This is a genomic window from Candidatus Enterococcus wittei, from assembly GCF_002140175.1.
Taxonomy (GTDB): domain Bacteria; phylum Bacillota; class Bacilli; order Lactobacillales; family Enterococcaceae; genus Enterococcus_B; species Enterococcus_B wittei.
In genome coordinates, this window is record NZ_NGMO01000004.1 from 137,018 (window position 1) to 159,686 (window position 22,669).

The 22,669-nt window shown below is 37.9% G+C and carries 19 protein-coding genes; 3 read left to right on the forward strand and 16 right to left on the reverse strand.

Annotated elements, in window-relative coordinates; all coding sequences use genetic code 11:
- Window positions 1–24 precede the first annotated feature (24 nt).
- From A5844_RS11755 to sfsA, 4 genes are all read right to left on the reverse strand, one after another.
- A complete protein-coding gene (locus A5844_RS11755) occupies window positions 25–2,727 on the reverse strand; it encodes a sigma-54-dependent transcriptional regulator (RefSeq protein ID WP_086285375.1) in 2,703 nt (900 codons plus the stop codon).
- Between the two features lie 65 nt (window positions 2,728–2,792).
- Complete coding sequence (locus A5844_RS11760; RefSeq protein WP_086285376.1) at window positions 2,793–4,070, reverse strand: DEAD/DEAH box helicase; 1,278 nt, start codon at window positions 4,068–4,070, stop codon at window positions 2,793–2,795.
- Window positions 4,070–5,083: a Gfo/Idh/MocA family protein gene (locus A5844_RS11765; RefSeq protein WP_086285377.1), complete on the reverse strand. Its 1,014-nt coding sequence runs from the start codon at window positions 5,081–5,083 to the stop codon at window positions 4,070–4,072. The genes A5844_RS11760 and A5844_RS11765 overlap by 1 nt, the downstream gene beginning before the upstream one ends.
- A gap of 16 nt (window positions 5,084–5,099) precedes the next feature.
- The gene (gene sfsA, locus A5844_RS11770; RefSeq protein ID WP_086285378.1) at window positions 5,100–5,828 is read right to left on the reverse strand and encodes a DNA/RNA nuclease SfsA; all 729 of its coding nucleotides are present in this window, start codon (window positions 5,826–5,828) and stop codon (window positions 5,100–5,102) included.
- A 268-nt stretch (window positions 5,829–6,096) separates the two neighbouring features.
- On the opposite strand from sfsA, the gene A5844_RS11775 reads away from it, so the two are divergent.
- The 3 genes from A5844_RS11775 (at window position 6,097) to zwf (ending at window position 8,975) form a co-directional block, all read left to right on the forward strand.
- Window positions 6,097–6,435, forward strand: a complete 339-nt coding sequence (locus A5844_RS11775) for a DUF4828 domain-containing protein (RefSeq protein ID WP_086285379.1) — start codon at window positions 6,097–6,099, stop codon at window positions 6,433–6,435.
- A 354-nt stretch (window positions 6,436–6,789) separates the two neighbouring features.
- Complete coding sequence (efaR, locus tag A5844_RS11780) at window positions 6,790–7,437, forward strand: transcriptional regulator EfaR (RefSeq protein WP_086285380.1); 648 nt, start codon at window positions 6,790–6,792, stop codon at window positions 7,435–7,437.
- A 14-nt stretch (window positions 7,438–7,451) separates the two neighbouring features.
- Complete coding sequence (gene zwf / locus A5844_RS11785) at window positions 7,452–8,975, forward strand: glucose-6-phosphate dehydrogenase (RefSeq protein ID WP_086285381.1); 1,524 nt, start codon at window positions 7,452–7,454, stop codon at window positions 8,973–8,975.
- Between the two features lie 109 nt (window positions 8,976–9,084).
- On the opposite strand, the gene ileS is transcribed toward zwf, so the two are convergent.
- From ileS to mraY, 12 genes are all read right to left on the reverse strand, one after another.
- Window positions 9,085–11,883, reverse strand: coding sequence for an isoleucine--tRNA ligase (ileS, locus tag A5844_RS11790; RefSeq protein ID WP_086285382.1), 2,799 nt, complete (start codon window positions 11,881–11,883; stop codon window positions 9,085–9,087).
- Window positions 11,884–12,129: 246 nt separating this feature from the next.
- Window positions 12,130–12,837: a DivIVA domain-containing protein gene (locus A5844_RS11795; protein ID WP_086285383.1), complete on the reverse strand. Its 708-nt coding sequence runs from the start codon at window positions 12,835–12,837 to the stop codon at window positions 12,130–12,132.
- A 20-nt stretch (window positions 12,838–12,857) separates the two neighbouring features.
- Window positions 12,858–13,640, reverse strand: a complete 783-nt coding sequence (locus tag A5844_RS11800; RefSeq protein WP_086285384.1) for a YlmH family RNA-binding protein — start codon at window positions 13,638–13,640, stop codon at window positions 12,858–12,860.
- Between the two features lie 33 nt (window positions 13,641–13,673).
- The gene (locus A5844_RS11805) at window positions 13,674–13,943 is read right to left on the reverse strand and encodes a YggT family protein (protein ID WP_086285385.1); all 270 of its coding nucleotides are present in this window, start codon (window positions 13,941–13,943) and stop codon (window positions 13,674–13,676) included.
- Window positions 13,944–13,972: 29 nt separating this feature from the next.
- On the reverse strand, window positions 13,973–14,572 hold the full coding sequence (locus A5844_RS11810; RefSeq protein ID WP_086285386.1) for a cell division protein SepF: 600 nt from the start codon (window positions 14,570–14,572) through the stop codon (window positions 13,973–13,975).
- Window positions 14,572–15,258 (reverse strand): YggS family pyridoxal phosphate-dependent enzyme, encoded by a 687-nt coding sequence (locus A5844_RS11815; protein WP_086285387.1) that lies wholly within the window; start codon window positions 15,256–15,258, stop codon window positions 14,572–14,574. The genes A5844_RS11810 and A5844_RS11815 overlap by 1 nt, the downstream gene beginning before the upstream one ends.
- A gap of 15 nt (window positions 15,259–15,273) precedes the next feature.
- Window positions 15,274–16,515, reverse strand: a complete 1,242-nt coding sequence (gene ftsZ, locus A5844_RS11820; RefSeq protein WP_086285388.1) for a cell division protein FtsZ — start codon at window positions 16,513–16,515, stop codon at window positions 15,274–15,276.
- A gap of 23 nt (window positions 16,516–16,538) precedes the next feature.
- Window positions 16,539–17,870 (reverse strand): cell division protein FtsA, encoded by a 1,332-nt coding sequence (gene ftsA / locus A5844_RS11825; protein WP_086285389.1) that lies wholly within the window; start codon window positions 17,868–17,870, stop codon window positions 16,539–16,541.
- A gap of 154 nt (window positions 17,871–18,024) precedes the next feature.
- Window positions 18,025–19,188, reverse strand: coding sequence for a cell division protein FtsQ/DivIB (locus A5844_RS11830; RefSeq protein ID WP_086285390.1), 1,164 nt, complete (start codon window positions 19,186–19,188; stop codon window positions 18,025–18,027).
- A 15-nt stretch (window positions 19,189–19,203) separates the two neighbouring features.
- On the reverse strand, window positions 19,204–20,292 hold the full coding sequence (gene murG / locus A5844_RS11835; protein ID WP_086285391.1) for an undecaprenyldiphospho-muramoylpentapeptide beta-N-acetylglucosaminyltransferase: 1,089 nt from the start codon (window positions 20,290–20,292) through the stop codon (window positions 19,204–19,206).
- A gap of 27 nt (window positions 20,293–20,319) precedes the next feature.
- Complete coding sequence (murD, locus tag A5844_RS11840) at window positions 20,320–21,681, reverse strand: UDP-N-acetylmuramoyl-L-alanine--D-glutamate ligase (RefSeq protein ID WP_086285392.1); 1,362 nt, start codon at window positions 21,679–21,681, stop codon at window positions 20,320–20,322.
- A 12-nt stretch (window positions 21,682–21,693) separates the two neighbouring features.
- The gene (mraY, locus tag A5844_RS11845) at window positions 21,694–22,656 is read right to left on the reverse strand and encodes a phospho-N-acetylmuramoyl-pentapeptide-transferase (protein WP_086285393.1); all 963 of its coding nucleotides are present in this window, start codon (window positions 22,654–22,656) and stop codon (window positions 21,694–21,696) included.
- Window positions 22,657–22,669: the final 13 nt, after the last annotated feature.

Here is a 22,669-nt window from a genome sequence, read left to right on the forward strand (position 1 = left end):
TGTAAAAACACGAATTAGTGTGCGCTATTTTTTAATTTTATTTTCCATAAACATCTGTGTCAGGAAAGCAATCTCATGTTCCGATATTTTGACACCATATTTTCGTTCTAAACTCATTAAATTCGTACGAACAATATCCATTTCCAATCGATACGTCTTAGAAAAAATGGAAAGATTATCAAAAGTACGAGACTTTTCATGCTTGATCAATCCATCAATCAAAAAAGCGATATGAATCACAATTCCAATATCTACTCCTGGCTCTACAATAATCGAGAGATCTGTTTGGATCTGTTGTACCATACGTTGTAAAGTGCGAATCAGGCGATCAACAGAAGAAATCGCATTTAGAGAATCTTTTAAAGATTCTACGATTTTTGCAGTTGGGATATCATCATCTGCAATCCGTTTCAATATGTTTAATTTTTCATCATCAAATACATCATAGGCAGAGAAAAATGGGATATTTTGATAATCCACATCAACAGTCCCAGCAATAGCCTTGATTTCGTATTCTTCAAGTAGTGTGTCTATATGCCGCTTAAAAGATTCTCTTTCTAGAAATTGCATTTGAATGACTTCCACTTTTTCTTGATTAATCACTGGTAGTATTCGTTGATACAACTTTGCTGCTACCCCTTCACCAGTAAAACATGTGACAATTACTGCCTTCTTACGCTCAACAGTTTCTTGCTGTTCGATTTTAAATTGATCTTTGACGATCGATTCAAAGGACAATTGAATACTCTGATAGATATCTTCTAAACTACGACCAACATTCGCCATTCGAATTGCTTCGATCACAATCATGGTACTACTCATGCTAATGGCTTTTGTTCGAATACCTGTTTCTTCAAAAATCAAATCACCAAATGTATTCAAAGATCCCATATCTGTCAAGAGAATCAATCCATTCGTCAAATTGGCTTGTCGTCTTTGCACATAAGCAAGAACCTCCTCATACATGACCTGTACTTCCATTGCTAAAGGCATATTGAATGCTTTTCCAAGCTTAGTACCTAAGAGTTCTTGAGCCATCTCAAGCATGCTAGAGGCAGTTTGTTTACCGTGCATGAGCACTAAAACATCTACTTTGTTCTCTTTTACTGGCTCACTTTCCCCTAAATTGATTGAAAGAAACATACTGATAAAGCCAATCTCATCAAAAGGGATTTCTACTTGCTGTGCATCTTCGATAATGGTGGATAAATCAATGGCTACTTGAAATTCTTTTTTGAATTTCTTGCGTATATTATTTAGATCTGGATGCACGATCATATGACCTTCTCTCACACGATCTAAGGTGCTTTGTAGATGCAGTGCAAACGCAAAGCGTGCTTTCTCATTATAAATTCTATCTAATCTTTTCTCAGCAACATCATATAGTTCATTTGTCAGGCGCCAAATATCTTCTGGTAACAGATCTTTAGGTATCGGACTTTTTGCTAACTCTGTGACATAGGTTTGAAAATAAGCATCTACATCTTTTGAGATAAGTGCTTCTAGATCGATATTTTTGACCCCCGTCTCAGACAATGACATCACTTTTTCTTCGATATCATTATACACTTGCATATTTCTTTCTGGATCACGTGACCACACAACATCCGCAAATCCTGGTTCAAAAGTAAGGTATTGACTTTTACTATCCATAAATCGATCTAATCGTTCAGGAACTTCCTTGATTTTTAATAGTCCTTTTTGAACTTGCAACGACAATTCTTCCTTACGTATCACCAGTTTTTCTTCTTGATGTGTTCGATAATGCAAGAAGGACTTTGCGCAAACCAATTTCAGATCTCGTTTGACTTGTCCAATATTTCCTTCTGCATCATAAAGCATAAAGGCTAAAATCGCTTCTTTTTCGATATCGATCCTCTGGTTCAACCGATTGGCTTCTTGCTTGATAAATAAAGAGATAATTTCATAACGTTCATCTAAAGAGCGAGAAGCAAGATTTGGCAAAGTGATTGCCATAGGAATTCTACGGTTAAAAGTAGTCAAAAAACTTTCAGAAGACTCTGTGGTCGCACCAATGATTTGTACAGAAGCTTCATGAACCTGGGCGCTTTCCCCTAAAGGACGATAAACACCTTTATCAATAAACGTAAATAGCATCTCTTGCCCTTCTGGTGGTAAGCGATGGATTTCATCAAGGAATAAAATCCCTCCATCAGCTTTAGCAATCAATCCTTGGCTATCATGGGAAGCGCCTGTATATGCTCCCTTTTTAATCCCAAAAATATGTCCAAATAATAACTGAGGGTTTTGAGCATAGTCTGCACAATTGAACGAGACAAATGGAGCATCTGAAGAAAGCATCTCAGAATCGATCGCAAAATGATACATACATTCGGCAAACATTGATTTCCCCGTACCAGTTTCTCCGAAAATGATCGTATGTAACCCTCTTGGTGGATACAAGATTGCTGCTTTTGCTTGCTGGATGCTTACTTTTAATGATTCGTTTTCTCCTACCAACGTTTCAAAAGTTACTTGTGTTGAGGAATCCACGTGGACTTTATCAGCAGCTGTTTTTTTGGGAGGTAATGAATACACTACAGGTCTTCCCGCACCTTTGATAATATAATGTGCTTTATACAAATCACTTAGATAACGGCTTGCATTACTTCGGTCAATCTCTAAGTGTTTTGCCACATCACTGGCTGTCATTCCTTGTGGATAGTCCGTCAGTAACTCCAAGATTTTTTCCTGTCTTTCGTTCATACAACCTCTCCTTTAGCTACAACACACACTGTTTCCGTTTTCAATATAATAACACAAAAAGGCGCTTATTTGCGCCTTGCTCCTTTATTTTTATCTTTTTTTTGTTTGTTTTTACGCTTCTTCGTACGAACAGGTTTAGCTTTTTCTTGGATTCGTTCTTTCTTCGGTGAAGAAACAAGAGTAGTTTTTTTCGACTCTGGTAATGATTTTTCTTTTTCTGGTGCTTCTTTTTGCAAACGTCCGCCATAAAGGAAGCTTTCTTCCAGTTCTATATCCGCATTTCGTACCATTCTTTTTAAGTCTCTCAGTGTATGCTCGTGAACGAAAGTAATAACGCTCCCTTTACTTCCCATTCTCCCTGTTCTTCCAGAACGGTGAAGATATGCTTCTTCAGTCAAAGGCACATCTATATTTACCACGTAAGGTAGTTCAGCGATATCTAGTCCTCTGGCAGCTACATCAGTCGTCAATAAGACATTGATTTTTTTCTCTTTGAATTGATCCAAGGCAGCTTTTCGCAACAACTTATTTTGATCTGAAGCCAAGCTGGCAACAGCAATTCCACGGTATAGCATTTTTTCTTCCATAGCACCTAATTCACTGAGTTGATTAAAGAAGACTAGTCCTTGAAACCCTTCAACATGGGCTAGTCTTCTTAAATAATCATCATTTTTTCGAGCAGGTACACGAATATAATAGTGATTCTGGCCTTTTCTAGAATCATCTTCTTTTGTGACATCGATTACTTTTAACACACGATTGGTCATTTTTTCGATCTGGTCAATTGACCGATCTGCCGTAGCTGAAAAGAAAGCCAACTGATAATTAGTTGGTGCTTGGCGTAAAATCTGGTCAATAAACGGTCGATTTCCCTCATCAAAAAGTTGATCCGCTTCATCGAATACCACAGTTTTAATTTGATGTGCTTTTATTTTTTTAGCTTTCATCAATTCTAAGACTCGCCCTGGTGTACCTACTAAAATTTCCGGCTTAGTCTTTAAACCTTCTACTTGACGTTTGACATTGGCTCCACCAACAACTGATTGGACTTTAAGATCAAGTTCTTTCGCCCATTCTCGTGTAACCTCTGCGACTTGGATCGCTAATTCTTGGGAAGAAGCGAGAATCAACAAAGCAGTTGCTTCTTTTGGAGAAACATTCAATAGTAGTGGCAAAAGATAAGCCAATGTTTTTCCAGAGCCTGTCGGAGATACGCCAATCAAGCTTTCTTTATTTTTTAATTCATCAAATACTTCTTTTTGAATCAAAGATGGGGTAGTAAATCCTTTACTTTCCCATTTTTTCTGCCAATTAGTTGGCAATTTCTGTACAAATTCATTCATTAAACTTTTTCCTCTTTATCCGCATCAAATTCTATACCACCGCTTCTTCTCATATCATAAACCACTTGATTCACATTTCGGGCAAGCTCCGTCCATTCTTCGTAAAGCAAGCCTCGAACAGGATCAGTAGGATGATTGATGATATCCGCAAAATCCTCAGCCTCTTCTGACATTGGATTTTCTGAAGGTGTAATGGTTAAATCAATAATTTCTTTGTGATTCCGATCATGAAACTCCGCTTGTTCGATCGCATTTACACCATTCATAACAAGCGTACCTGAATCAAAGTAAATCTCTGAAGGCAAGTATGAGTCCCCGATTTTCCCAGGTTGGATCGATACATCAAAGGAATCATAACGCAAGATTCCCCATCCTAGACCATCAACACCTGTTGAGATCTTTCTTGGGAAATAATGCACTTCCTTAGGCATGCCAAACCACGCAAGTGCTGCATACACTAAATACACCCCTAGATCCATCATTGCACCACCAGAAAAATGGGTAGAAAAAATGTTTGGTTCTTCTCCATCTAACACTTGGTCATAGCGGGAAGAATATTTCATATAACTAAAATTAGCCCCTAAGATTTCATTTTTCAATGGTAAGTAATCAGCAACTTTTTTAAACCCAGCTTCATGGATATTTCTAGCTGCTTCAAAAAAGAAAACTCGTTTTTGATTGGCTAAATGGATGATTTCATCCATTTCTTTTGGCGTGCTAAATGCTGGTTTTTCAACAATGACATTTTTTCCTGCTAAAATGGCTTGTTTAGCATGTTGATAATGTAAACTATTTGGTGAAGCAATATAAACGGTATCCATATGTTGAAGATCGAAAAAGACGGTTAAATCAGTTGCTAATTCAATATCTCCTTCATATTTTGAACTAAACTCTTGTGCCTTTTCTAAATGTCGTGAATAGACAGCCGTCAATACATATTGATGAGTGCCTAACGCGGCTTGCACAAATTGATGGGTAATCCAGTTTGTGCCAATTATACCTAAATGGATCATATACTTTGCCTTCTTTCTATAAATTAGGATCTTCAAAAGGAATCGTAAGATCAAATGGAATCGATTGTTTTACGTTCACTTGATCTTTTGTCACCTGACAATTATATACTAGCACTTCCACACCCTGTTGTTGAGCAAAATGGATACCGTATGCTAGGTCGGGGTGCATTTCTTCGTGGATCGTGGCTACCTGTAGATGTTCAAATTGTGCAATAAACAAAAGGTAAGTTTCATATCCTTCTTGATGAGCCTCTACTAATTCCTTTACATGTTTAAGACCACGAATTGTTGGCGCATCCGGAAATGCCCCCACCCCATTATTTTCTAAGGTCATTCCTTTTACTTCCACAAATATTTTTTGATTAGATGATGTCTCTATATAAATATCGAATTTTGACTGTCGGTAGGTCACTTCCCGCTTATAAGTAACGATTTCACCACGCAATGTTGGCAATTGGATCGTTCCATCTAAGATGCCCTCCATTGCGAGTTTATTAGGTAATTGACTATCGATATTGATCCATTGGTCTTTCTTTTTTACTGCTATCAAGTCATACAACGTTTTGCGCTTAGTTCCTGGTACATAAGCGACCGCAACTTCGGCACCTGGAATAAAGACTTCTTTTCCTCTACCAGTGTTTTTAACATGTGTCGTGATGACCTCGCCTTTTTGATTTAGGCAATGGGCAATAAAACGATTGGGTCGATCAATAAAAAAGGCAATTTCTACCTGAGGGTAATTCAATATTTGTCACCTGTCTTTCTATTAAGTATCCTACCATAATTTGACCAAAAGCGCTCAAAAAACCAGTCGAAAGTCTTAGAGAATTTTTTAACTTTCTTTAGTAAACTATAAGTAAAGATGTGTGCCCCTAGTATTCTAGCATCAAAAAAGAATTCAAGAAACGATGCCCAAAGAAGGAACTGAAAAAAGGAAAAAATACTCTTGAAGTACGATCTTTTATGATCCAGTATTCATCTTTGTAACAATCTAACCTTTAAGGAGTGATCGAATGAGAAAAAAAATTATCTATGTCCTGTTTGCCTTCATAGCTACACTCGCAGGTAATAAAGTTCTCCAGCACAAGAAAAAAGAAGCAACTAATAGACAACTGGCGAACTATTTTGGCACATGGTTCTTTACTGACGACATGCAGAAAAAACATACGTTAACAATCACTAATGCCTACGATTTTTCTCTTGATCAACAGTCTTTAGAGACAATGTTAGTTGAAGCGACTCCTGAAAAATTGATTGTACGTGATCAATATGGTTTTTACCTGATAGTCTCATCCAAAGAAATGACCTTTTATGATGAATCAGCCGATACCACTTACCTTTTATACAAATAACGGTAAATCATCCCTCTGCTCTTCGACCTCAAGATAGATTTTGAAAACTTGCTTCTGATAATTTCAAAATTTATCTTGATATTGAACAATAGTTAGTCTTCATCTTATCCTCTTATCCTCGAGTCTATAAAAAAATATAGTGGCAGTTCTTTAGATGATCAGCAATATCCAAAAAGATGTCCACCACTTTACATTTTTCTAACAGACTAATTTCCATTCAATCTGTTTATGTTCATCGATTGTCACAAAAAAACACCCTTCTTTCTCTGTTTTTTTCCTTATAAAATAGTCAATTTGTGTTTTTTTTGTTACACTTACTAATAATGGTTTCTTACCATGAAAGGATGATCGAATATGACACCAAATCGAGAAGATTACTTAAAAATCATTCTGGAACTAGGCGGTGACACAGTTAAAGTAAATAATAAACAAATCGTTTCTAGCCTTACGGTGTCTCCTGCTTCCGTCAGTGAAATGATTTCTAAACTCGTTAAAGAAAAACTTGTAGAACATTCTCCTTATCAAGGTGTGCAGTTGACTGAAAGCGGCTTACAAAAAGCAAGTAGCTTAATTCGCAAACACCGATTATGGGAAGTTTTTTTAGTAGAACATTTAGATTATAGGTGGAATGAAGTCCATGATGATGCAGAAGTTCTTGAACATGTTACCTCAGAAGAACTTGCGGATCGTTTAGAAAAATACTTGAAGCACCCAGCGCATTGCCCGCATGGAGGGATCATCCCCAAAAAAGAGCAAGTCGTTCACGAAGAACGACGACAAACACTTGAATCTTATCCAGTTGGTTCAAAGATCCGCATTGCTCGAGTTCTTGATGAAAAAGAATTACTGGATTATTTAGTAACCATTGACTTAAACATTGATGAAGAATATGAAATTATTGATGTTGCAGCATACGAAGGCCCTATTACGATCCAAAATGAAACGAAAAAAATACCTGTCAGCTTCAAAGCCGCCAGTACCATTTTTGTCGACAAACTATAAAGGAGTAAACTAGCATGAGCAATGAAAAAAAAGTATTATTTACTATATTTGGCGGTACCGGTGATTTAGCCCAACGTAAATTGTACCCCTCTTTATTTCGTTTGTATAAAAAAGGAAATCTAGGAGAACATTTTGCTGTGATCGGAACGGCACGTAGACCATGGAGTGATGAACATTATCGGACAGTCGTCAAAGACACTATTCGTTCTTTGAATCCATCGGATGAAGAAGCAGAACGTTTTGCTAGTCATTTTTATTATCAATCTCACGATGTAAATGATTCTTCTCATTATCAAACACTGAAAGAACTAGCTGATCGTTTAGATGAACAATATCAACTGGAAGGAAATCGTGTTTATTATCTGGCAATGGCTCCACAGTTTTTCGGCACGATCGTTGCTCATTTAAAATCTCAACAAATTGTGACAGAAACTGGTTTTAATCGTTTGATCATTGAAAAACCGTTTGGTTCAGATTATCAATCTGCCTTTGAATTAAATGAAAAAATCCGCCAAGTATTTCCTGAAGAAGCGATTTTTAGAATCGATCATTATTTAGGAAAGGAAATGATTCAAAATATCTCTGCTATCCGTTTTGCAAATAATGTTTTTGAATCCCAATGGAATAATCGGTATATCGATAATATCCAAATAACCTTTGGCGAAAGCTTAGGTGTGGAAGATCGTGGTGGCTACTATGATCATAGTGGGGCATTGAAAGATATGGTCCAAAACCATATTCTACAAGTTCTGGCATTACTTGCTATGGAACCACCTGTTGCTTTTTCTGAAAAAGAGATTCGCTCAGAAAAAATCAAAGCATTAAAAGCCATTCGGATTTTTGAAAAAGAGGAAGTATTAGAAAATTTCGTTCGCGGACAATATGCTGCCGGAGATTTAGATGGTCAACAATTTAAAGGCTATCGAGAAGAAGATAAGGTGGATCCAGCCTCCACGACCGAAACCTTTGTTGCTGGAAAATTCATTATCGATAACTTCCGTTGGTCTGGTGTACCATTTTACGTGCGTACAGGAAAACGACTAACAGAAAAAGGGACACGTATCAACGTTGTCTTCAAACAAGTACCTGTTAATGTATTTCGGACCGACATTGACGAGCCATGTACTGACCCTACCTTGCCACCTAATGTCTTGACGATTTATATCCAACCGACTGAAGGCTTCTCCTTTACATTGAACGGTAAAGAAATCGGACAAGGATTTTCAACAGGCCCAATAAAATTAGAATATCGACATAGCGCGGAAATGGTTGAAAATAGCCCTGAAGCCTATGAAAAATTACTCTTAGATGCCTTGAACGGCGATGGAACCAACTTTTCTCACTGGGAAGAAGTAGCTCAGTCTTGGCATATCGTGGATGTCATCCGTCAAGTCTGGGATCAAGAACAACCAGATTTCCCTAATTACAAAGCGGGATCAATGGGACCTCAAGCTGCCTTTGATCTTTTAGAAAAAGACGGTTTTGAATGGATCTGGCAACCTGACCACTGGTATAGAGAACGTGGGAAGCTAGAATAGTAAGAAAATGGAAGAAAGGTGCTGGATTAATTTCCAGCACCTTTTTGTATAATCTAAAGACCAGTGAATTCTATCTACTAGTCTTTTTATTCATTTTAGTCCTTGCTGTTTACTTCTCTTCGAATCCTTCAGCTACTGCTTCTGGATAATATTCTTCTACCAAGTCTGCACAACGTCCACATAATTGTGGTAATTTTTCATTTTCTCCAACATCTTTACGGATTTGTCGACAACGATCACAAGTTTCTCCATCTGCTTTTTCAACTAAGATCGCTACATCATCAAATACTACAGCAGATTCTGGTACTTCTGCATGCTCAGACATCACTTCAAAGTAATCCGGAGAGATGATCAATAGTTGTGGAATATCTGCATCGACAGCAATTAATAATTGACGAACTTGTTGATTTGGATAAATCGTTAATTTTGCTTCTAACGATTTACCGATCAATTTACTGTTTCTAGCTTCTTCCAATGCTTTTAATACTTTGTCACGGAATTCCATGAACGCAGTCCATGTATCTAATAGTTCCTCTTGGTTAGCAAATTCGACGTATCCAGGTAATTCACTCAATTGGACGTACTCTTCGTCTTCTTTTAAGAATGACCAGATTTCTTCCGCTGTATGAGGAATGATCGGTGTCAATAATTTTGTCAATGCCACTGCTGTTTGATAGAACACTGTTTGCATACAACGGCGTTGATGATCATTTTCAGCCTCGATATATACCACATCTTTGGCAAAATCTAAATAAAATGCGGATAAATCTACGGTCAAGAAATTCATAACTGTACGATAAATATGCATAAAGTTATACTTGTCATAACCCTCTTCGCGAATTTCTTTGATCACTTGATTCAAACGAACGGTCATGTATTTATCTACAGAACGTAAGTCCTCATAAGCTACCGTATCTTTTTTAGGATCAAAATCATCAGTATTTGCTAATAGGAAACGCATTGTATTTCTGATTTTACGGTAAACTTCTGCTACTTGACCTAAAATATCCATGGAAACACGGACATCTGCTTCATAATCCACGCTTGAGACCCAAAGGCGAAGAATGTCAGCACCAAATTGTTTGATTACTTTATCTGGAAGAATTGTATTCCCTAGTGATTTACTCATTTTTCGTCCTTCACCATCTAAAGTAAAGCCTTGTGAAATCACAGATTTATAAGGAGCAACACCATTGATTGCAACACTCGTAGTAATACTTGAGTTGAACCAACCACGATATTGATCAGAACCTTCCAAGTACATATCTGCTGGGAATGATAGTTCTGGTCGTTGACGTAAAACAGCTTCATGAGAAGAACCTGAATCAAACCATACGTCCATGATATCTGTTTCTTTTGTAAATTCACCATTTGGTGATCCTGGATGAGTAAATCCTTCTGGTAATAATTCTTTGGCTTCTTTTTCAAACCAAATGATCGAACCATGTTCAGCAAATAGTGTTGCTACATGCTCGATGATTTCAGGTGTGATGATTGCTTCTCCATTTTCTGCATAAAAAATCGGTAGTGGGACGCCCCAAGCACGTTGACGAGAGATGACCCAATCTCCACGGTCGCGAATCATGTTATAAAGACGAGTTTTTCCCCAAGGGATTACCCAATCTACTTTTTCAACTTCATAAAGAATGTTTTGACGGAAGTCATCAATCGAAGCAAACCATTGCGGAGTTGCTCGATAAATCACTGGTTTTTTCGTCCGCCAGTCATGCGGATAACTGTGAGTAAAGAAATCAAGTTTTAGTAATGCTTGTTTTTCTTTTAATAAATCAGTAATCATCGGATTCGCTTTATCATAAAATACACCTTCAAATCCAGGGGCTTCTGCGGTGAAAATCCCTTTGGAATCTACCGGTGATACAACTGGTAATTTGTAACGATTTCCAGCAATGTAGTCGTCTTCCCCATGACCCGGCGCTGTGTGGACTAGTCCTGTACCTGCATCTAACGTTACATAATCGCCAAGAATCACTAAAGATTCACGATCATAAAACGGATGACTCGCAGTCATATATTCCATTTTTTGACCAGCAAATTCTTTTAAGATCGTTACTTCTTCCCAACCAATCGCTTGTTGGACAGTTTCTACTAGATCTTTAGCGACAACAAATTTGCGACCATCGGCTTCTAATAGCACATATACAAACGTTGGATTTACTGCGATACCTTGGTTTGCTGGCAATGTCCATGGTGTAGTTGTCCAAATCACAAAAGCAGTATCTTCTTCTAAAATACCTTTGCCATCTTTCACATTAAAAGCAACATAGATAGATGGTGATTTCACATCTTTGTACTCAATTTCTGCTTCAGCTAAAGAAGATTCACTTGATGGAGACCAATAGATTGGTTTTAATCCTTTATAAATGTACCCTTTTTCAGCCATTTTACCAAATACGCGTATTTGTGCTGCTTCATAAGAAGGATCTAAAGTCACATATGGATGATCCCAGTCTCCAGCCACACCTAAACGTTTAAAATCTTCACGTTGTTTGTCTACTTGAGAAAGAGCATATTCCCGACATTTTTCTAAATACTCAGCTTTTGACATTTCTTTTCTTTTAATGCCTTTGTTAGCTAGTACTTGTTCGATGGGCAAGCCGTGTGTATCCCAGCCAGGAACGTAAGGAGAACGAAAGCCTGACATTGATTTTGAACGAATGATGATATCCTTACTGATTTTATTCAAAGAATGTCCTAAATGAATGTTTCCATTGGCGTAAGGAGGTCCATCGTGAAGAATAAAGCTAGGTTTCCCTTCATTCAATTCTTGTCTTTTTTGGTAAACTTGATTTTCTTCCCATTCTTTTTGCCAATCGCCTTCACGATTTGGCAAATTCCCACGCATAGGAAACTTTGTTTTTCCTAATTGTAAGGTTTCTTTCATTTTCATAAAAACACTCCTTATCATTGATTTACAGAACAAAAAAAAGCATGTTCCTCCCTAGGGACGAACATGCCGTGGTACCACCCAAATTTAGTTACAATTGTAACTCTCGAAGACCAATAACGAGGTCAGCCGCTATTACTTACTGCTAATTCAGAAATAGTATAAGTAGAGGATCTTTCACTTTGCAGGGTCTTACCGATCTCTCACTGTCATCGGCTCGCTAAAAGAATGTCAAAATGCTTTTCTGTTCTACTCTTCTTCATGTTCTCCAGGAACGATTGAAATATCGATCGCTTGTGTATCAAAAGCAGTCACTGGAGACTCAAATACTCCTGTTTCAGAGTTTACATCAGTTTCAAATTCATTGTCAAGCTGTTTTGCCAAAACTTCCTTGATTACTTCATGGCTATCAGTTACATAGCTTGAAAATGGTTGTAAAATTTCATCCCATTCAGGACTTTTTACTTGTTCAAGTTGTGATTCTAACATCAAGCTTATACGTTGATGGAAGACTCTTGTTTTCTTCTTCAAGTCTTCTGTTTCAGTTGCTAGTTGACGTGCTTTTTCTGTCGCATCTGTTAAAATCTTGCGTGCTCTTTCTTCTGCATCTACTGTTAATTGATGTGCACGTTTTTCAGCATTTGCTACCATTTCATCTGCTTTGTTTTGAGCAGATGTCACGATGACTTCTGACTCTTTACTTGCACTTGTTTTCACTTTATCTGCTGTGTCTTGAGCCACGATGATTGATTGATTCAATGCATCTTTTAACTCATTGAAATATTCTAGTTTTTCTTCTGAATGTTTCACTGCTTTTTCTAATTCGCGATTTCTTTGTGTTAATTCTTCATAATCACGGACTACTAGGTCTAAGAAATCATCTACTTCGTCTTGATTATATCCCCGCATTTTTGTTGGGAATGTTTTATTTTGGATATCTAATGGAGTTAAAGCCATGAGTAAACCACCTTTTTGTTTTATTTACGTAATACACCAAACAATACCCTACATTTTTCCTTTTTTGTTTTCCCCTCAAGCTCTTGAATCTGTATTCTACCATATCCTCTGATAGAAACAATATCTAATAACTCAAGTAGAAAATCGGGTTTCGTGTTTTCTGTCCAATTCACTTTCACTTTACCTGACTCGATCAATTGTTTCGAGCGCTGTCTAGAAATATGATAAATCTCTGATATCACACTATCTAGACGAAGAGAAGTAACAGTGCCTCTTTCTTGTGTCCAACTATCTTTTGGCATGACCATTTCTGTGTAATTGATTGGCTCTAAGCGTACAGCAACTTTACCAATTTTGGTTACTTGTGTGGCAACAAAGTGATCCACTTCATTTGCAATGAACACTTGCCATTTTTCGCCGTCTGAGATGATATCCCCAAAGTATGCACGTTTGATTCCTGTTCCTACAAGTGTTCCTAAAATCTTCCCATGACTCAAACTGGCAAATTTGCTTGGATAATGGATTTCATATAAAGAAAGTGCGAAGTCTTCATCGACAGGTTGATAGTAATCAGGGAAAATCAGACAGCGCGTACGTTCTGCTTGCTCATACCCACCATAAAACTGAAAACGCAGTTCGCTATTTTGACGAACTAACGTTTCTAGAATATAGCATTGCCTTGGATCAAGAAATTCTGTCAGATATGGTGCATACTGTCCCTGAACTTGGTCGATCCAATCACCAACAGAGTCGATAAAAGAACGCTCCTCTACGCGAAAATGCTGATACACATTTGTATCCACTTTTTCCCCCTCCTGTATCTATCTGTTATCTGCCTAATATACTGATAGGATGATCCAGACGATGATACGCTCTAGCCCCTGCACTGCAAGGTTCAATACTAAAATTGAAGCTAAAATCGTAAAATCTATGCCACCAAATCTTAATGGGAGACGTTCAAATAAACGAATGTAAGGTTCACATATCTTTGCTAAAAAACGTCCGATTCCAGATTGATAACCTCCCGGAAACCATGATAAAAGGGCATATACCATCAGTAAAATACTGTAAAAATAGGCTACTCGCCCAACTAATTGAAGTAACATAAAAAGAATATAAATAATCTTTCCTCCTCTTACAGATCAAACATATTCATATCTGCGAAAGACTGAGCCGTTGAACTATCGATTTCCATTCCATTCGGTGTACAAAGGAAAATCTCGTCCCCTACACGTTTGATGTCTCCATCTAAAGCATAAACGGTACCAGTCAAAAAATCAACGATACGTCTTGCTTGTTTTTCTTCAACTAATCGAAAATTCACTAATGTTGCTTCTCCTGCAATAATTCTTTTCGCAATGGTCATCGCCTCAGAATACGCACGTGGCTCCATCACTGTGATTTTCCCTGCTAATCCCGTTTTAGGTTGGGAAGTTGGTCTGGCAGTTCTTTGTTCTTTTTGAACATTTTTCGTCGAAGATTGATGTAATTCGATAACTTTTTTCGTTTCATTCGTCGGTACATTTTCTCGAACAGCCGGACGCGTTTTCGTTGTCGGACTTGGTTGTTTCTCTCGAGACTGCGTACCAGTCGCAGCATGGTTTTGTTGATACTGATTTTTATTTGGTTGTATCGCTACTTTTTTTTGTGTTTCAGGATATTCTTCGTATTCGTACTCTTCCTCATCCGCTAATCCGAAAAAATTAGCAATTGCTCCTCTGTTTAAAAGCGGCATTATTCTTCCTCCTCATCTTTGAATAGCGCTGTTCCTACACGGATAAATGTAGCTCCTTCTTCAATTGCAAGTTGAAAATCTTGGCTCATCCCCATGCTTAACTCTGTACATGGTGCATGTGTATAATGTCTTGATTGAACAAGATCACGCAATTCTCTCAGCGTTCCAAACACGTTACGAATTTGTTCGGCAGAAGCTTCTTTAGGAGCCATCGTCATTAGTCCTACGACTTTTATCTTTGAATAAGCTGCTAAAGATTCTAAGAATGGTAGAACCTCATCAGGTGAAATACCATGTTTAGTGGCTTCCCCTGAGACATTCACTTCAACAAAACAAGCCAATTGCTTTACTAATCTTTTTTGGATTTCTTCTGCTAAAGTCAAACTGTCCAACGCATGAAAGTAATCAATTTCATTTACAATCAATTTTACCTTTCTGCGTTGCAAATTACCAATTAAATGCCACTTTGTTTCTGAATAATTAAGTAATTTTTGTTTCTTTTCCAATAATTTATCGACACGATTTTCTGCACAATGAGCCACTCCAGCATCAATCAATTCTTTGGTTTGAGCTACTCCGACAGATTTAGTCACAGCTACGAGGGTTACTTCTTTCGGTTCACGATGAACAAGAGCACACGAATCCTGAATGTCTTGCTTGATCTTGTGCAAGTTGTCAGCAATCATGTGCTCTTCCTCCTTTTATTTCTTACGACGGAAAAATGGTGGTGTATTTAATTCGTCGTCACCTTTTGGTTTTGTTTCTTCACGATTGAATGTGTCAAATTCTTTTTTCTCAATCGTTTCATAGTTTGTTTCATCGACTTTTGGACGGACGTTTTGTTCACGTCGAATATCCCAGTCACCAAAACTATTTTCATCTTCAGCCGTAATTGGTTTAGCTTGATCCATATCTAAACGATTGTTTTGAGTAGTTGATTGCGCTTGTGTTTGTCTAGCTGGACGGCTAGACTTGCGTTCCTTTTTTGTTTCATCAATACCTGTAGCAATGACCGTTACACGGATTTCATCGCCCATTTCTTCATTGATTGATGTACCTAAAATGATATTGACATCTCCAGTAGCTGCATTTGCTACAATATCTGATGCATCTTGTGCTTCAAATAATGTCATATCCAATCCACCAGTGATGTTCAACAAGACTTGTTCTGCCCCATCGATTGATGTTTCTAACAGCGGAGAAGAAATTGCTTTCTTCGTTGCTTCGATGACACGTTCTTCACCACTAGCCACACCAATTCCCATCAAAGCTGTGCCTTGGTTCGCCATAACTGTTTTTACATCAGCAAAGTCTAAGTTTACGTAACCAGGTGCTGTGATCAAATCTGAGATACCTTGAACTCCTTGACGTAATACATTGTCAGCTTCACGGAATGCTTCTAGCATCGGTGTCTTCTTGTCGACAACTTCAAGAAGACGGTTGTTTGAAATAATCAATAATGTATCAACATTTTCTTTTAGACGAGCGATTCCTTCTGCAGCAAAGCGACCACGTTTTGGTCCTTCAAATGTAAATGGACGTGTCACTACACCAACAGTCAAAGCGCCTAGTTCTCTTGCAATTCCTGCCACGATTGGAGCAGCACCAGTACCTGTTCCGCCACCCATGCCGGCAGTAATAAAGATCATATCTGCACCTTCTAGTGCTTCACGTAGAGATTGTTCACTTTCTTCAGCGGCTTTTTGACCAACTTCAGGTTGTGAACCAGCACCTAAGCCTCGAGTATATTTAGGGCCTAATTGAATCACTGTTTCTGCTTTTGAATTTTTTAATGCTTGTACGTCTGTGTTGGCAGTAATAAACTCCACACCTTTAACGTTTTCTTCAATCATGCGGTTTACAGCATTACCACCTCCGCCACCGACTCCGATGACTTTGATTACTGCGCCGTCATTGATATTATTATCAATTGAGAATTCCATGTTTTTATTCCTCCCAAGATGAATTAATCAAAAATATTTGTGAAAAATCCTTTGATTTTGTTTGTTACGTTTTCGCCAGATTTTTTTTGTTCTGGTTCTTCATCGTATCTTGTTTCTTCAGACGAAGTTTCATATACATCATATGTCTGAGTTTCAGGCTCACTTACAGTTGTATATTGAGCAGTCGATGATTCCCCCATGACAGCGATTTTAGCTAGTTGATAGACTTCACTCAAATTAGCTGAATAATCAACAATGCTAATCACATTTGTGAACACAGGATTTCTAAGTCCCATTTGATTTGGCACATACAATTTGACGTTCACACCAAATATTTCTTGGGCTAGATCCACTACACCTGGAAGGCTGGCTGCGCCACCAGTTAGAACGATACCACCAGGCAATTCTAACGCTTCGATTTGATCCAAAGCATCTTTTGCTTTATTGAAGATTTGTTCCATCCGAGCTGAGATGATTTCTGATAAATACCGCTCATCCACTTTCACTGGTTCTGTTTGTCCAATGACATCAACTGGAAATTCTTCATGTTCTGATGTGCGTTCAGGATAGGCATCACCATAATTTATTTTTAATGCTTCTGCATTGTTAAATGAAGTGTTCAGGACAATTGAGATATCCTTTGTAACAAATTCTCCGCCTTCTTGATCAAGGCTAGTAAATTTCAACTGCTTATCATGCATCACAGCAGTTGTTGTTTGTCCACCGCCCATATCAATGACGATTGTACCAAAATCTTTTTCGCCATCCGAAAGAATAGACTCAGTTAAAGCTAGTGGTGTGATAACTAATTCATTGACAACCAATCCGGCATTCTCGACACATTTACGAATGTTATGGATGATTGTCTTTGGACCTGTAAACAATAAGCCATACATTTCTAATCTGACACCAATCATTCCTCGTGGATCTTTGATGCCTTCAAATCCATCAACAGTAAAGTCTTGTGGTAAAATTGACACGATTTGACGTTCAGGAGGTATTGAACGAACAAGCGCAGCGGATGCCACATTGCGGACATCTTCGTCAGTGATTTCTTTTGAATCTCCGTTGACTGCAATCATTCCCTGGCAATTTTCGACTTCAAGCATATTTGCTGGGAGACCAACGCTGACACTTTTGATCTGGATCCCTGCTTTTTCTTCTGCTTGCCGCACTGCTCGCTGTATCGCTTGAACTGTTTTATCGATATCAACGATGATGCCTCGGTTAATCCCTTCTGATTTTGCGTTCCCTACTCCAATAATATTCATTTGGCTGTCGATATATTCAGCCACGACAACTTTAACCGATGTCGTTCCAATATCAAGGCCTACATACATTCCTGTTTTTGCCATGAATGGGATTCCCTCCTAGTTACTATTCCATATACAAGCGAACAACTAACGTCCGTTTTAAAAATATACTTAAATAGATATATTCACTGCTTTCAATTTTACCATAAAATACCGGTTTTTAGAAAGTAGATTATCACATTTTACACTGGTTTTATTAATTTTCATCCAAATTTGACGAAGTTGGCACAGAATGATCCTCTTCTGGGTTCGTTTCATTGCCATTATCAGGTGATTCAGAAGCAGGTTCAGTAGATTCTGCAGGAGAAGTGCTTGTCTCATCATTTGTTGGTTGATTGGTAGCAGTCTCTTCATCCTCTTGTGGATATGGATAAGAAAAGATCCCTACTTCCATATCAATCACGCCTTTTTCTTTCATCTCACTAGCAACTTGTGAATAATAATTCATCTGAGTTGCTAAGTTTGTAATATTAACTATCACTTGATTTCCATCATTCATATTCAATTGAATCAACTGTTTGTTACTTTCGCGTGGCGTATATTTGATTTCTGAGATTGCTTTTTGCAACTCAGGAGAAAGCTTGTTATAAGCTTCTGCTAAATCCTTGATTTTCTTCGAGTCAGTAAATCCTTCTAAAATAGGCAAGTTTTTTGTTGGGTTTGCAACGTTTTGAGACAATACCGTTCCATCCTCAATGACTGGATAATATTTACCATTTTTGAGTATCAAAGCAATTTCTTTATATTCGGTAACAGCTAGGTTAAATGTATTGACACCACTAAAACTAAGCTTTGCAGTTTTTATCCTTGGCTGATCCTTTTTTAAACGATTGATTGCTTCATCCCTATGCCAATATTGATGCCATACGTGTTCATGAATTTTCAATTGAGTATCCTTCAAAATTTCTTCTTTAGATACCACTTCATTTCCAGAAACACTTATTGCTTCTAATTTACTAAATGGCGACACATAATAGATTAAAAAAACTAAAGGGATCAACAACACCGTGATAATCAAACCCAAGCGTCGATACAATACTTTATTTCTTTGAGTTTTCAAGTTAGGTAAACGATCAAGGAATGATCCATTGTAAGGACCACCAACCTTTTTTTGCTCAATTTCTTCAAAATCAAGTGGCTGTTTTTTGGTCGTTTCATTTTGTATCTCTTGGTCTTTGTTCACTTCAGAAATTTCTTTTGGTACATCTTCTTTAGTTTTAGGTTCACTGTTTGGTTTATCCTCTGGTGATTTTTCCCCATGTTCAGCTAGGTATTTTCGGTTGGCCTTTTGCCAAGGAGTTAAATTGCCTATATCAGTAGACTGATCAGGTATATTTTCTGGTTCTTTTTTCTTACTCACTTAGACCACCGCCCTTTACTTTTTAATTAATGTCATGACTAGCTGATACAAACGTTCGGAAGCATCAGTAATTCCTTGTGCTTTCGATGCTTTAGACATTTGGTGCTGGAGTTCATCACTTTTCATGATTTCATCAATCGCAGTCTTTAATGTTGTCCCTGTCAGCTCATTATCGGATATCATTTTTGCAGCACCAGCACGAACAAGGCTCATCGCATTTTTTGTTTGATGATCGTTGGTCACATATGGACTTGGAATCAGGATCGCCGGCAATCCTAGTGCAGTAAATTCTGCAATAGATGTAGCTCCTGCTCGACTAACTATTAAATCACTAGCGGCCATCACTTCTGCCATTTCATTGATATATGGCTGGATACTGATATTTTCTGAAGTAGACTTAATGTTTCCTTTAATCCCTTCATAATAACGATCACCTGAAGCATACAATACTTGATAATCAGCTCCGTTGAAATTATTCAAGTAATCCGTCACTGCTTGGTTCAGCCTTAATGCACCTTGGCTTCCTCCAAAAATCAAGACGGTTTTTTTCTTCGGATCAAGCTTGAATTTTTTTAAAATATCCGTTTTATTTGTATCTGCCACCTCTTGCGCTCGCGGATTTCCTATTAAGCTCGTCTTTTGTTCAGGGAAAAATGAAGCTGCATCCCTAAAAGAAAGGGCAATTTGATCCACATAGCGACTCAAGAATTTATTCGTCATTCCGGGCACGCTATTTTGTTCATGGATAATGGTCGGAATATTCAATTTTGCTGAAGCATATACCACAGCTCCTGATACATACCCACCAGTTCCAATCACTATATCCGGCCGAAAATCTTTTAAAATTTTCTTTGCTTGATAAATGCTTTTAAGAAATAGATGGAGAGTCTTAACGTTATCTAGTGAAAACTTCCGTTGAAATCCTTGGATCTCTAAGGTATAAAAAGGAATCCCAGCAGCTGGAACGATCTTGTTTTCTAGTCCGCGTTTGGCTCCCACATACATAAATTCAGCATCCGGCTCTTTTGTTTTCACATAGTTGACGAAGGCTAATGCTGGATAGATATGTCCGCCGGTCCCTCCACCTGTCACCAAAATTTTCATAGTATTATCGCTCGTTTCTTCATTTTTCTATTTTAATTTATTCACTGCTTCCATGAATCGATCACCACGGACCTCAAAATTAGGATACTGATCCCAACTAGCATTTGCTGGTGAAAGGAGGATCACATCTTCTGGGTCACTATTTTCTAAAGCAATCGGTACAGCAGCTTCTGCATTTTCTACCACTTGGATATTACTGATGCCTGCTTTTTCTCCTGCTTCTTTTAGTCGCTCTTTTGTTTCGCCAAAAACGATCAAAGCTTTTAGTCCTTTTAGAGACGGGATCAGCTCATCAAAAGAATTCCCTCGGTCTAAACCACCAGCAATTAGCAATAATTTTTCTGGAGAAAAACCACTCAATGCCATTTTTGTAGCTAAGATATTCGTTGCTTTTGAGTCATTATAGAACTTACGCCCTTGCACTTCTCCTACATATTGGGTACGATGTGGCACACCATGGAAACGTTGAAGCGTTTCTTTGATAATCGCATTTGGAACATCGTACTGCTTCGCAACTGTAATAGCTGCTAGGGCATTTTCAACATTGTGAGAACCAGGAACACCTAGCTCTGAAATCCCCATGATTTTTTCTTTATTATAGTAAATAGAACCAGCGAAAGAATAAGCACCTTTTTCTAATACTTGATCAGTAGCAAAAGGTAAAACTTGAGCCTTTGTCTTTTTACTTAGTTCTTGTAATTCCTTTTGATTCCAGTTGAGGATCAAAAAATCATCTGCGGTCATATTTTTTTGAAGCTGCCATTTGGCTTTGACATATTCTGAACGAGAACCATGATAATCAATATGTGCCTCATAGATATTTGTGATGACTGCTACCTGAGGATGGAAGTGAGTAATCCCCATTAATTGAAAACTTGACAATTCCATGACGATTTTATCTTCTGAGTTTGCCTCTTGGGCGACACTACTTGCTGGATAACCGATATTTCCTGCTAAACGAGCCACTCCATTTGTTTTGGCCGCATTTAGCAATAAACCAGTCATTGTAGTTGTAGTTGTTTTTCCGTTGGTACCCGTAATCCCAATAATCGGGCATTCCGCTACCTCGAAAGCCAATTCGACTTCCGTAATTACCGGAATGCCCAGTTCTTGAGCTTTAGCGACAAGTGGGTGGCTATAAGGAATACCTGGATTCTTAACAACCATAGAGAATTTTTCATCTAATAGCTCAATTGGATGACTTCCAGTGATGACCTTAATTCCCAATGAAAGCAGTTCTTGTGCTTCTGGGTTTTCATCAAAAGGTTTTCCATCATTAACAGTGACAAGTGCGCCCAATTCATGTAATAATTTGGCCGCACTGAATCCACTTTTAGCTAATCCTAGTACAAGGATTTTTTTATTTTCATAAGTTGTTATTTTTTTCATTATCGTCATCTCCTACCATACGATCCATAGTGTAATTATAGAAGTAATTACACTCGTTATCCAAAAAACAGTATCTATTTTCCACTCTGACCAGCCAGACATTTCAAAATGATGATGGATCGGAGACATTTTAAAAATTCTTTTGCCAGTTAATTTAAATGAAGTGACTTGTAACATGACACTTGCAGTTTCTATGACATAGATCAATCCTACAAGTAAAAGGGTCCACTCTTGATGCAACATGATGGAAATTGCTGCAAGCAACCCACCTAATGCTAAAGAACCAACGTCGCCCATAAAAATTTTTGCAGGCTTACGATTATAAACAAAAAACCCTAATAGCCCACCTAAAACACTTAGACAAATAATTAAGACATCATATTGTCGCTGATGCCAAGCAATGATGCCATAAGTCGCAAATGAAATACTACCTAATCCAGCAACTAACCCATCAATCCCATCAGTCAAATTCACAGCATTTGAGAATCCTACCAACCAGAAAATCGCAAAAACACCGTAAAATAAACTTAGAGGTAATTCAATTCCAAAGAAATTCAACGTACCTGGATAACCTTCTGTTCGATAAACCATGTAAAAAATAATCCCACCAACGATTTGGCCAATGAGCTTTTGAGATGAATTTAGTCCCATGTTTCTTTTCTTGAAAATCTTGATAAAGTCATCTAAGAAACCTATAGCGCCATACAAAGCAAGTACAAATAATAAGATGAAAAGAGTAGGTGTCAACTGTTTTTGCCAAGCACCAACCCAGATTCCGGTCAATATTGCACTAACTAAAAACACCAATCCGCCCATCGTTGGGGTCCCGGCTTTTACATTGTGCCATTTTGGTCCCTCCTCACGAATCGCTTGTCCTTGTTTTTTCATTTGAAAATAGCCAATAAATAACGGCATTGTAGCAATTGTCATCGCACAACTACTAACAATGGGAATCAATGCTTGTGTCCACTCCATGCTCTTTTCTCTC